8 protein-coding genes are annotated in these 11,866 nt (G+C 64.4%); 2 read left to right on the top strand and 6 right to left on the bottom strand.

Annotated elements, in window-relative coordinates; genetic code table 11:
* Nucleotide 1 precedes the first annotated feature (1 nt).
* Nucleotides 2-1,069 carry a DUF2793 domain-containing protein gene (locus ACZ7GB_RS16425; protein WP_472159557.1) on the bottom strand — a complete coding sequence of 356 codons (1,068 nt, stop codon included), beginning with the start codon at nt 1,067-1,069 and terminating at the stop codon, nt 2-4.
* A gap of 145 nt (nt 1,070-1,214) precedes the next feature.
* Between ACZ7GB_RS16425 and ACZ7GB_RS16420 the strand changes: the two genes are divergently transcribed.
* A complete protein-coding gene (locus ACZ7GB_RS16420) occupies nt 1,215-2,612 on the top strand; it encodes a phosphomannomutase (RefSeq protein ID WP_472159555.1) in 1,398 nt (465 codons plus the stop codon).
* Here the strand turns inward: ACZ7GB_RS16420 and ACZ7GB_RS16415 are convergent.
* From ACZ7GB_RS16415 to ACZ7GB_RS16405, 3 genes are all read right to left on the bottom strand, one after another.
* Nucleotides 2,609-5,335, bottom strand: a complete 2,727-nt coding sequence (locus ACZ7GB_RS16415) for a DUF4214 domain-containing protein (protein ID WP_472159554.1) — start codon at nt 5,333-5,335, stop codon at nt 2,609-2,611. The two genes, ACZ7GB_RS16420 and ACZ7GB_RS16415, sit on opposite strands and share 4 nt — an antisense overlap.
* Nucleotides 5,336-5,469: 134 nt before the next feature.
* The gene (locus ACZ7GB_RS16410) at nt 5,470-6,123 is read right to left on the bottom strand and encodes an ABC transporter ATP-binding protein (RefSeq protein ID WP_472159553.1); all 654 of its coding nucleotides are present in this window, start codon (nt 6,121-6,123) and stop codon (nt 5,470-5,472) included.
* 5 nt (nt 6,124-6,128) lie between these two features.
* Complete coding sequence (locus ACZ7GB_RS16405; RefSeq protein ID WP_472159552.1) at nt 6,129-7,457, bottom strand: KpsE/RkpR family capsule polysaccharide export protein; 1,329 nt, start codon at nt 7,455-7,457, stop codon at nt 6,129-6,131.
* Here ACZ7GB_RS16405 and ACZ7GB_RS16400 point away from each other — a divergent pair.
* Nucleotides 7,434-8,231, top strand: coding sequence for an ABC transporter permease (locus ACZ7GB_RS16400; protein ID WP_472159551.1), 798 nt, complete (start codon nt 7,434-7,436; stop codon nt 8,229-8,231). The genes ACZ7GB_RS16405 and ACZ7GB_RS16400 overlap by 24 nt on opposite strands.
* On the opposite strand, the gene ACZ7GB_RS16395 is transcribed toward ACZ7GB_RS16400, so the two are convergent.
* Both ACZ7GB_RS16395 and ACZ7GB_RS16390 read right to left on the bottom strand, forming a co-directional pair.
* Nucleotides 8,197-9,366 (bottom strand): hypothetical protein, encoded by a 1,170-nt coding sequence (locus ACZ7GB_RS16395; RefSeq protein WP_472159550.1) that lies wholly within the window; start codon nt 9,364-9,366, stop codon nt 8,197-8,199. The genes ACZ7GB_RS16400 and ACZ7GB_RS16395 overlap by 35 nt on opposite strands.
* Nucleotides 9,363-11,849 (bottom strand): glycosyltransferase family 2 protein, encoded by a 2,487-nt coding sequence (locus ACZ7GB_RS16390; protein ID WP_472159548.1) that lies wholly within the window; start codon nt 11,847-11,849, stop codon nt 9,363-9,365. Before ACZ7GB_RS16390 ends, ACZ7GB_RS16395 begins: the two co-directional genes overlap by 4 nt.
* Nucleotides 11,850-11,866: the final 17 nt, after the last annotated feature.

Raw genomic sequence — 11,866 nt, 5'->3', positions numbered from 1 at the left:
GTCACACCCAGCGCCCGATCGCGGTGATGCTCAGATCGCAGCTTTCACCGCTGAGGAAACTCGCGCCATTCGCGGCGTAGACCACGGCGCGCGCGCCCGAACTTGTGACGCCCTCGACACCCGCGAAAGAGATCGCGCCCGCGCCAATGGCACTGCCCGCCGCGAGGCTGTCCGCATCGAGCGCGACACTCAGACAGGGCGCCTGCGCGAATTGCGCCGGATAGGCCCAGTCCTGCTTGAGCGCCCAATCCGCGACATAAGCAAGGCTCACCTGCGCCGAGCAAATCTGCGTGCCATCGGCAAAGCGGATGTAATCACCCGAGGCGGTGCTGCCCTGCTCGATAACGGCGCCCGTCGACACGCCTCCAACCTGCGCGACCGTGCCGACGACACCGCTGCCCGTCAGCGCCCCGTCGATCACCGCGCCTTGCGGCATGGCCGCGCGCCCCGTGACGCCATCGAGGCGCAGCCCCTCGAACCAGGTCGCGCCGTCCGCGCTCGTCTTGATTGCGAAATCGTCGCTGCCTGCCAGCCCCATCTCGGCCCGGCCCGACCAGTTCGACTGGAACAACAGGCTTGCCGTCTCGCCCGCCGCCGCCTTGTTCAGCTTGAGCTGATGGCCTGCGCCGGCATGGCTCAGAAGCGTGGCCTCCGCCGCGACGGAAAGCCGGTTCACCGCGTCATAGCCGGTCATGATCCCGACCCCGTCGAGCTGGCTCAACTCCGGCAACGGCGGCACTTCCCAAGCGCCTGCGGCGAAGACCAGCTCCACCGCCTCATCCAGCACGAAAGCGCGCCAGCCCTCGCGCGAGGTCAGGAATTGCCACGCCCCGGCCGCAAAGATCGCAAGCGCCCCGTCCTGCCCCGCCCATGCGCCCAGCGCCCCGGTCGGCAACAGATACCGCGCCCCCTCCGGCGGACCGATCGGCGGTTCGGTGACGCTGCGCGAAATCACCGCAAGCTGCACGAGCGCATCGAGCCGCTGCAGCGCCTCGTTATGGGTGACGTGTTTCTGGGCTTGGCTGCCAAGGATAAGCGGCAGCGCGAGATTGGCGGTCTGATCGGACATCGGGAGTTCCTGCGCTGGGTTGCGATGGAGGCCGACGATAGGAACCCAGCGTTAACCGTGTTTGAGAGCGGCGCACGGTGCTTGCCTGTCCGCCCCCCTCCCCCTAGGTTCGGCCCAATTTCAACGGCGCAGCATTCGAGGACATATGGCACCGAAATTTGGCACCAGCGGCCTGCGCGGCCTCGTGACCGAACTGACCGACGCGCTGGTCACCGATTACACCCGCGCTTTCATTTCGGCCTGTCCGCAGGGCGACGCCGTCCATGTCGGCTGGGACCTGCGTCCCTCCTCCCCCGCAATCGCCGAGACCGTCATCGCCGCGATCCGCGCCGCTGGCCTCACCGCCATTCGCGAAGGCGCACTTCCCACGCCCGCTCTGGCGCTCGCCTCGATGGGAGCGGGCAATTCGGCGATCATGGTCACCGGCAGCCACATTCCCGCCGATCGCAACGGGCTGAAGTTCTATGTCCCGCATGGCGAGATCGCGAAGGAAGACGAGGCCGCTATCCTCGATCGGCTCGGTCAGGACCAACCCGCAGCCGAAAAACCGGCACCCGAAATCCCGGGGGCGGACACCGCGGCGCGCTACATCGCCCGCTATGTCGACGGGTTCGGGGCGGACGCCCTCGCAGGGCTGCGCATCGGCGTCTATCAACACAGCTCGGTCGCGCGCGACATCCTCGTCACCGCGGTGGAGGCGATGGGCGCGACGGCTGTGCCGCTCGCACGTTCTGACGTTTTCATCCCCGTCGACACCGAGGCGGTCGATCCCGACACCCGCAAAACCCTGCAAGGCTGGTGCGCCGAACATCTGCTCGATGCGGTGATCTCGACCGATGGCGATGCCGATCGTCCGATGCTGAGCGACGAGACCGGCACACTGATCCCCGGCGACGTGCTGGGCGCGCTGACCGCGCGGCTTCTCGGGGCGAAAATCCTCTGCACGCCGGTCTCCGCCAATACGATGGTCGATGCGATGCCCGAATTCGACAGCATCCATCGCACGAAGATCGGCTCGCCCTTCGTGATCGCCGCGATGGAGGCGGCGCGCGATGCCGATCCCGCCGCGAAGGTCGTGGGCTATGAGCCCAATGGCGGCTTCCTCCTGGGCTTCACCGCGACGGGTCCAGCGGGGCCGATTGCGCCGCTCGCGACGCGCGATTGCCTGCTGCCGATCGTCGCTCCGCTTGTTGCAGCGAAACAGGCCGGCACCGCCCTCAGCGGCCTTGTCGCCCAGCTTCCCGCCCGTTTCACCGCGGCCGACCGGGTCGCCGAAGTCCCGACGGACCGCTCGCGCGCCTTCATTGACCGCCTTGCCGACGACCCAACCGCCCGGGCGGAATTCTTCAGCGATTTCGCCCCAGCCGAACAGATCGACCGCACCGATGGGCTGCGCCTGACCTTCCCCTCGGGCGAGATCGTCCATCTGCGCCCCTCGGGCAACGCACCCGAATGCCGTTGCTATGCCGAAGCCGCGACACCGGAGCGCGCGCAGACCCTCGTGGCGCGCTACCTTGCGGCGCTGCGAACCGAACTCACCTAGCCCGAGACGTCGAACATCCCGTCGGTGAACAGGCCGAGATCGGCATCGATGAACTCGACCGTGACCCCCTGATCGGTGAAGGTCACGCCGGAGCCCGCCTCGACCATATGGCTGCGGGCTTCGGCGGCAGAGCTGTAGTTGAAGCCATCGAAGCTCAGCCGATCCCAGGGCTCGATATCGATAATGACGTGGTGCCCGTCCTCATCGGCGCGGAAGACGAACTGATCCGCCATCGCACCGCCCTGCAGCAGATTGTACCCCTCGCCGCCATCGAGTTGATCCTCGAAGCCGAAAGAGCGGAACCAATCGATCTGCGGCTGCGCCGTCTGGGTGATCATCTCGGGGCTTTGCGCAAATGAGGCGACCACCTTCTCGCGGGTGTAGCCCCCGCTGTCGAGCTGATCGACCCACCATGTCAGCCCCTCGCTATCCGGCGCGCGCCCCAAGACGTTCTGATAGAGAAGCGAGACGAAACCGGCATCGTCGAGATTGCCATAGGTCGACGTGAATTCGGGCGAATTGACGAAGCCGGAGACGACATCGAGAAACTCCATCCCGTCCGCCTGCATCTCGCTCCAATACATCATCCCGCCAAGGTTCGGCTCGCGCCCCAGCGTCGCTTGATACAAACGGAACACGTCATCGGTGAAATCCGTCTGCGCACTGGCATGGCTCAGCATGAGCGTGTCGATCTCTGTCGAATCCCGAAATTCCGGGCTTTCCGAAAATCCCAAAACAATCTCCTCCCGACTTTTTACCCCCTGATCCAGCTGGTCGAGCCAATAGGTCAGCCCCCCGTCATCGGGGTCCCGATCCAGAACATTCTGGTAAAGCAGCGTCAGGAACTCCGCGTCGCTCGTCTCCGCGTAGTTCGACTGGAATTCCGGCGAGTTGATGAACCGATCCGCAACCTCCTGCAGTTCGACCGCGCCGCTCGACAGAAGGTCCGTCCAATAGTGCAGACCGTTCCCATCGGGCGCCCGGTCAAGCGTCGCCTGATAGACCCGGAACACCTGTGCCGCGAACGGGTCGTAGCTGCGATCGATCCGCCCGCCATTGAGCAGATCATCGCCCGCCATGCCTTGCAGGATATCCGACCCGTCATTGCCGACGAGCAGATCATCGCCGCCGCGCCCGTCGATCAGATCGCCCTGCGCGGTACCTTCCTTGTGGATATCGCCAACCTCGAGCGGGTTGATCGCGGAATGCCACAGATCGCGCAGCTCCGAGGTTTCGAAATCCGCAGCGCTCAGGCTTGAGCCGTCCGCGGTATTCACGATCACCCGCTCATCGCCGATCCGGATATCCGCCCCCGTCGCGGTCGGGGCGATATCCAAAGCCTCCTTGGTGTAGAACCACGCCATGCTCGAGAGGTCGAGCCGATCGATGCCGGGCTCGTAATCCATGATGAAATCGGTGCGCCCGTCCGCGTCGAGCACGAACACATCCTGCCCTTCGCCGCCCCAGAGGGAATCCGCGCCACCGCCGTCTTGCAGAATGTCGGCCCCCGCCCCGCCACGAATTTGGTCATCGCCAGCGCCACCGGAAATCTGATCGTTCTCGACGCCTCCGTTTGCGGTTTCGCCGCCATCGCCAAGCTTCAGCGCCAGACCGGCAGGGCCCAACTCCACCTTGATATGGCTGATCCCCATCCCCTGATCGCTCACGCTCGCGGGCACGTCGCCCGCCACGAAAATATCGAGCCCGGTCGCATCGGCGATCATCGCCGCCGCAGCCGGATCGGACAGCGCGGTCTCTAGCCCGTCCGCCAGAGTCCCGATCTGGACCAGTTTGCCGCCGGGCAGCAGCGTAAGCAGGCTGACCCCGTCATCGGCGCCTCCGGCCAGCACATAGACCTGATCGCCCATCGTCACGGCTTCGAGCGTCGTCATGCCGTCGAACCGCGTGCCCAGATCGTCATTGATCTGATCGGTGACCTCCATCCGCCCGCCCGGACCGAGCGCCACGACAGAGATCGAGCTTGTGCCCGCGGCCCCCAGAAGCGCGTAGGCCTGTCCGCCCACCTGGATCGTCTCGATCGAATTCGGTGTGTTGATGAAAAGGCCGTCGCGCGCATCGATCTGACTGGCGATTTGCAGCTGTCCCTGCGTATCGAGCGCGAGCGTGGTCAGCGAATTATCCGTCACCGAAGCCGCAAGGACATACTGCGCGCCCTCAATCTCGACCGTGGCGAGCGCATGGACGTCGTTCTCTGACCAGATCTCGCCCGCGATGCCCTGCGCGATCTCGGTCATCCGGCCTCCAGCACCCATCTGCCAGACGTGCAGCCCGCTGCCATGCGACAGTGCGCCGACGAAAAAGCTCTGCGCGTCGAGTTGCAGCGGCGCGATCGCAAGCACCGCACCGGGCGCGACCGCCCCCGGCAGCGTGAACACATCGCTGATTCCGCCGTCATTCTGGTTCAGCCAGACCGCCTGAAACGCGCCCGAAGCCGAACCCGTCACCATCAAGGCGGGGCTGCCGTCGATCGAAATCTCGGTCAGCGTCGCGGCTGCATCCAGCCCCGCACTCTCGCTCAGATAAGCCAGGTCGCTCGAATTCAGCCGCGCAGTCAGCGGAATCTGCGAGATACCGCCCGGCGCATTCGAAAGCGAATAGAGCGTCGGCCCGGTCTCGCCCTGCACGAGAAGCAGGTCGGTGATCGACGTCAGGAAGTTTTCCGCGCCATTCGTAACAGTCGCGACCGGCACCAATTGAGGCATAGTCACCTCCGCTTTCCATGTTCACACTGTCTCAACTGTGAGGCGCGGCTGGGCACGGAGCGCGGAGGAAAAGCGGCCCAAAAAGGGTTTTCTCTCAATATTTTAATAGAATGCGACGGCTCACAGCGCCCAGCTCAAAGCATGTTGCGTTCGTGGCAGGCAATCGCGGCGTTGAGATCGTCGAAAAACTCAAGCCGCCCACGCTCCAGCACCGCGCCGCAATCGCAAATCTCGCGCAACTGGTTCATCGAGTGGCTGACCACAACCGCCCCGGCATCTTTCAGCCGGTCGCGAAACAGGGCTGCGCTCTTCTCGCGAAACGCGGCATCGCCGACCGCCGTAATCTCGTCGACGAGATAGGTGTCGAAGCTGATCGCCATCGACGTCGCAAACGCCAATCGCGCGCGCATCCCGGAAGAATAGCTGCGCAGCGGCATCCGGAAATGCGCCCCTAGCTCGGCGGTCGCCTCGACGAAAGCCACCATCTCATCGGTATCCACACCGTAGATCCGCGCGATGAAGCGGCAATTCTGCGCGCCCGTCAGATCATTGTGAAACGAGCCCGCGAAGCCCACCGGGAACGACACGCTGCCCCGCGCAATCACCCTCCCGCGATCCGGACGCGCGGTACCTGCGATCATCTGCAGCAGCGTCGACTTTCCGGCCCCGTTTCGCCCTAGCAAGGCGACGGATCGGCCGCTTGGAAAGCTCGCGCGAATATCGCGCGCCACGACCTTCTCGCCACCGGGGACGCGGAAACTCTTGCTGAGGTTTTGCAGCCGGATCATCGCCGTTACCGACGGTCCCGGATCGCGTAGCCCACCAGGATGCCAATCGCCCAAAGCAAAACGAGGCTACCCGCGATCAACGCCAGAAGCGTTTCGCGCCGTGGATATTCGGCACTTTCGGCAAGGGTTGGCGCCATGAAGGTCGCGAGAAACCGGCTTTTCCGGCGCGCCTCGGCCTCCGCCGCGTCATAAGCTGCGCGCGTCGCCGCATAAGCGCGCTCTGCGAATTCGCGCTCCGCCATAAGCCGCTCGTATTCGCCGACGATGCTCGCGAAGGCCTCTTCCTGGGAGCCGCCATCGATCCCGAGCTTGCGTCGCTCCGCTCCGATTCTGTCCTCGATCACCGCAAGTCGCCGCTCCGCCTGCTTCAACCGCGGGTCCGCCCCGCTGCGCACCGTGCCGCGCAGCAGATCACTCTCGATCATCACCTGCGCTTGCTGTTCGAGCAGCGACCCCAGTACCCCCGCCTGACTCTGCAAATCCATCTCCGGACTGATCAGTTGGTGGCGATTGCGGAAAGTGGTGAGCGCCGTGCGCGCCGTCGTCAGACGCGCCTCGGCGCGCCGCAACTCTCCTCGCGCATGGCGAATCGCATCCTCGCGCGCCGCATTGCTGAGCCGGTTAATCATCGCAGAGCTTTGTGCCATCAAGGTCTGCGCAATCCGCTGTGCCGCGCCGGGATCGAAAGCGCGCACCTCGAGGTCGAGCAGTCCCGCGCCCGCCCCGTGCCGCACATGAACCATGCGGTTCCAATAGGCGACAAGCTCCTCGAGAGTGGCGTCGCCAGGAAGCCCGAAGACCGGATCGGACCGATCGCGCGACCAGATCGCCTTCAGATCGAGCGCGTCGTCGATCTGCGCAACAAGGCTCGGGCTTTGAATGAATTCATAGAGAATGTCGGTGTCGCTCGAAGACGCGCCCGACAGGCTGGACAGACCGCCGAAAAGATCGAGCGCCGGCGCCATTTCCTCCCGCTGAACCGTGAAGCCGACGCGTGAAACGAACTGATCCGCGGCCTGCGCGTAAAGATAATAGGCCGCCACCAGAACCGGCGCGAAGACCAGCGCCAGGAAGCTTAACGCCACAGTCTGGTGCCGCCGCCGCCAGCGCGCCTTGCGTGCGGGGGGCGCGTATGCGCTCGGCATCGGCCGGAGCGGCACTGGCACTTCGCGCAATCCGGCCCCCTTCGCGAGGACGGGCGTCGGCTGCGCAGGCTCGTTAACCGCGTGTTTCACAATTGGCTCCACTATCGGTCGCGTCAGGTTCCAGCGAACACGATCCGAATTGAAAACCGGTAAACGAGGCTCGAAATGTTCTCCTCCCGCGCGGCGCACATCCCGGCCCGGTCCTTTCCGGCGCTTCGTGCCATCGGCGCGCTCATTCTGCGCGAGATCTCGGCAAGCTACGGTCGCTCACCAGGGGGCTATCTTTGGGCGTTGCTCGAGCCGATCGGCGGCGTCGCATTGTTGACGCTGTTCTTTTCGCTGACCTTTCACGCCCCGCCGCTCGGGGCCAGTTTCGCCCTTTTCTACGCGACGGGCTTACTGCCATTCATGTTGTTTTCAGACGTTCAGTCGAAGGTCGCCAACGCACTCACCTACTCGCGCGCGCTCCTCGCTTATCCGACTGTGAGCTTTGCCGACGCGCTCATCGCACGGCTCGTTCTGAATGCGCTGACGAAACTTGTTGTTTCTTACCTCGTCCTTCACGGATGCCTCCTGATTCTCGACACCCGCGCGAGCCCAGATCCGCTGCGTATCTTCGAAGCAGCAGGTCTCGCCGTACTGCTGTCGTTCGGAATCGGCACCCTGAACTGCTACCTCTTTCTGCGCGCGCCGGTCTGGCAGCAGATATGGTCGATCCTGATGAGACCGATGTTCCTGATTTCCGGAGTCTTTTTTCTCACCGACCAATTGCCGCGCTGGGCCGCGGATACCCTTTGGTTTAACCCGCTGGTCCATGTGATCGGCTATCTGCGACGCGGCTTTTTCCCGACCTATCAGCCCGATTATCTCTCTGCGTTCTACGTAATCTGCGTGTCGCTCGTGGCGCTGGCCCTTGGCCTTTTTGCCCTCAGGACGAGCTACCGGGATCTCCTCGCAAGGTGAACGATCTCGGCCGCGGCGTTTGATCTCGCGGCGCTCCAAGGAGAGCGGTCCGCCACCGAAAGGAACGGTCCTCGCGCAAAAGGACACCTAGCCGCTCCGCTATAGACGCGTCGAGTGCACCGAGCTCGGCCCCCTCGGACAACGGTTTTGAAAGAAGCCGTCCTGCAAACGCGCGCAATTCATCGAGATCATCGAGTGGCGCCGGGCCGCGCTCGATTTCAGGATGATACGGATATGGCGCCGTCCAGAGCGGGTCGTCGAATATCCCCTCCGCTTGTACGTTGGGTAAGACGCGCTTGAGCTCTCGACGATGGCTCTGTGCAAGCCGCTGCAGTGTCTCGACGTGATGTGGCGCGATAGCCCACGCGCGGCGCAGCGTGGGGCCGTTCGCCATTTGCCGTTGCAATACGAACTCGATCTCCGCGCGATGGCTGTCCGGCCGAAAACGACGATTGCGCAGCAGAAACCCAAACTGTGCTGCGCCGCCCGTGCTGTGGCACGGTCCGATCGCGTTGCTCGACGTTCCCAGCAAAGCGTCGGCGAAGGTGACCACATCCAGCTTTGCCGGCGCGACCTGCAATCCTACGTTGGGGATGCGCGCCCAGGCTGCGAGATCTCCGCCAAAGCTGAACGGGACACGGCGGGACGAAAGCCAATCGTCGAAGCGGGGCCGGCTCCAGACACCCCATTGCCAGAACGCCGCGTTCATCCACGTCAGGGGAGGACGCAGAAAGGCCAGCACGGTCACGGGCGGATGGCCGAGGTCTGAAAGCAGCCGCGTGAAGAATTCGGGACGACGAATCCAGCCCTCATTCGAGAAGAAAGGGATATAGCCGCGCCGCCGCGCGCGTGCGATCTCGCGCAAGACGAAATCGCCGAGAGATTTCGCCGCGATCTCCCGGCCGGGATCGGGCATCGAGACATAGCCATAGGGAGATAGCGCGGCAGCGCGGCGCACGGCCCTGCCACGCAACGGCATGAGTTTGCCGCCCACCCGCACCGCGCCGATATAGCGCACACGCAAACCGGTGCGCGACGGCCGGTCCGGTTCCGCGCTCCATGCTGCTTGAAGAGCCGAACTGCCGCATTTCGGGGCGCCTATATGAAAGATCGCATGACTGTCTTCGAGCGTCATGCCACCCACCTCTGCGTGGCGGGCGCCCCAAAGAGGCGATCGATGTCTATATCCGATGGCCTGCGTGGCACCGGTAAGACACCCTCCTGTGCGCCTGCCGCTCTGACCGCTTCAGCTTGAGCGCCAAGGTCGAAACAATACACCGGCAGGCCGGTGGCGAGCGCCTCATGCGTGGTGAAGGAAAAGGTCTCCGGCCAGAGCGATGGGATCAGCCATCGGTCAATTCCGTAGCGCGCGATCAGAATCTGTAAATCTAGGGGCTCAAACGGGCCGTGGACGTGGTTCGGCGCGCTCAAATGAAACCGCGGATCGAGATTTCCCAACAGCACCAGCCGCGCGCGGTCGTCCGCAGCGAAGGCCTCCCCCAAGGCCTCGACAACCGCTGCGCCTTTGTGGACGCTGATATGACCAAGCACGCCAAGAACAGAGCCCGCGGTGCGGGACCCCTCCTGGTGTCCCGGAGGCGCATGAATGAGAGCCGCAGGGCGCGCCACATGATGCGGTTTGCAGTCGATCTTATGCGCGCAATCGGGACGAGCCGAAGCCACAATTTCTGCGGAGCTGCGGGAGAATACTTGCAATCGCGTTGCGCTGGTCAGTGCCGCGCCCCACGCGCTTTCCCAATCCGACAGATCGTCGGTTGAAGAGCGCTGAGACGGCTTTCGAGACTTGGCCCGAGGGCCGATGTACTCGGGGATCTCGCGCAAGCTGTTTGGCGCACGCAGGAGCGTGTAGGCCTCGCTTAGGGGCAAGTAGTCGTGAAACAGGATATCGAGCTGCTGCGTCGCGGATAGTTCCGTAAGCAGCGCGGGTATCTCGAGCGGGCTCGGATGGCCAACGCCGCAGGAATAGATGACGTGGCGATCCGGCAGAAGCTGCAGCAGGGATAGCACCACCGCACGATCCATTGTCTCGATCGTGCTCAGGCCGAGCGGGTCGTGAAGCTCGATGGACCAGCGCACGGCACCACCGACGCGAAGAACGACGCCCCGCCGCCCGGCGCGAAGCTCCGAGGCGATTTCTTTGCGCAACCACATTTCCGCACCGCCGCCGAGGGAATGTCCGAGCCATAACTTGATCGGCTCGGTTTGCAGCGCCCCCGCTCGGGCCAGGGCGAGCGCGAAACGCGGGGCCGCGAGCGGATCAGTGGAGAGAAAACGATCGACGGCGCGCGGATAGCTTGGATAGCGCCTCTCGATCTTCGCCTGATTGGCGTCCAGTAGCTTTCGCCGCGCCGCCGCACCGAAGGAGGCGCTACCGCGATGCTCCACGAAGAGCGAGCCGATCCCGATATGCCGCCCGCCAAGCCGCCGCGCCTTCTGACACCAATCCGTCTCTTCCCCGTAGCCGCGCCCGAACGCGGGGTCGAATCGCGGGAGCTTGGCAAGAAAGTGCGGCGCGAGCGCCATGCAAAAGCCGATCCCGGTCGGCAGTTCGGCGCGCGCCTGCACAGGGTTCATGCGCGCGGCGACGGCGTCGATCTGATCGACGGCACCGGGCGGCAGATCGCTCCGCGCTCCGGCTGTCGGCACGGACAATATCTGCGCGTCATTCGACATTGGCGTGACGCTTGCGACCTGCGGATCGGAAAGCGGAGCAACAAGCCGCGACGCCCAGCCCGCAGGCACGAGGGCATCGGAATTCAGCAAGACTACGGGGCGATCGGGAAAGCGCCTGAGCGCCGCTTCAAACCCGCGATTGACCGACGCGACGAAGCCGAGATTTGTGCCATTTTCCAGAAGCGTCACGTTCGCCCGACCGTCACACCAATTGCGTAGAAATGGCCCCATCTCTGGATCGGTCGAGCGATCCTCGATCACGATCAGATGCCAATCGAGATCGGTGTGCTGCACGACGCGGGCGAGCGCCTCGCGCAGCAGCGCCCGCGCATTGAACACGGGCAACACGATCACGATCGCGGGGAACGTGGACGGCTCAGTCGGCGAAGAGGCGCGGAGAAGGTCGGACGGCAGGGTCACGCCCCGCGATTGCCCGACGAAACCGAGCGCGGATTTCACGCGGAACCCCGCGGCACTGTCGCCGTGGTGTCGCCAGCGCCAGATATTGCGGGCATGACGGGCGATTCGCCACAGGAACACCAGGGCAAGACGCAGCTGCCCCCATGCGAGGCGAACCCTGCCGATCGGCGGCAAAACCCAGCTTTCCTCACCCTGCCCATCGGCATCCGTATCGGGAATGGCCAGTTCCACCTTGCCGGGCCAGAAAGGCACGTCAAAGGCAAACTTCGCCGGCCCCGATGGTTCAGGCTCGAGCGCGCAGCGCTGCGCCACGCCCCCAAACCGCAAAATCACCTCGCGCGCATCGATTCGCCCTTCCAGACGAAGACGGTTGCCGCGGAAATCGTAGCGCGTGACCTGCAGCCCCCGAGCCGCCGCGCGCGGCCCCAGATCCGGCACCCTCCGCGAAATCCGGAGATTCGCATCCACATATCGCTGAAAGACCCGGAAAATTCTGCCAAGCACGACGGTTCCTCGCGACA

Source organism: Thioclava sp. PTB-PU3-1, from assembly GCF_055666785.1.
The sequence above is the reverse complement of the archived record's forward strand: the minus strand, read 5'-3'. Positions and strand labels throughout refer to the sequence as shown.

What these genes read in the sequence shown, in the direction of transcription:
- ACZ7GB_RS16425 (WP_472159557.1), bottom strand. Translation starts at nt 1,069, where the DNA reads ATGTCCGATCAGACCGCCAATCTCGCGCTGCCGCTTATCCTTGGCAGC.
- ACZ7GB_RS16420 (WP_472159555.1), top strand. Translation starts at nt 1,215, where the DNA reads ATGGCACCGAAATTTGGCACCAGCGGCCTGCGCGGCCTCGTGACCGAA.
- ACZ7GB_RS16410 (WP_472159553.1), bottom strand. Translation starts at nt 6,123, where the DNA reads ATGATCCGGCTGCAAAACCTCAGCAAGAGTTTCCGCGTCCCCGGTGGC.
- ACZ7GB_RS16395 (WP_472159550.1), bottom strand. Translation starts at nt 9,366, where the DNA reads ATGACGCTCGAAGACAGTCATGCGATCTTTCATATAGGCGCCCCGAAA.
- ACZ7GB_RS16415 (WP_472159554.1), bottom strand. Translation starts at nt 5,335, where the DNA reads ATGCCTCAATTGGTGCCGGTCGCGACTGTTACGAATGGCGCGGAAAAC.
- ACZ7GB_RS16400 (WP_472159551.1), top strand. Translation starts at nt 7,434, where the DNA reads ATGTTCTCCTCCCGCGCGGCGCACATCCCGGCCCGGTCCTTTCCGGCG.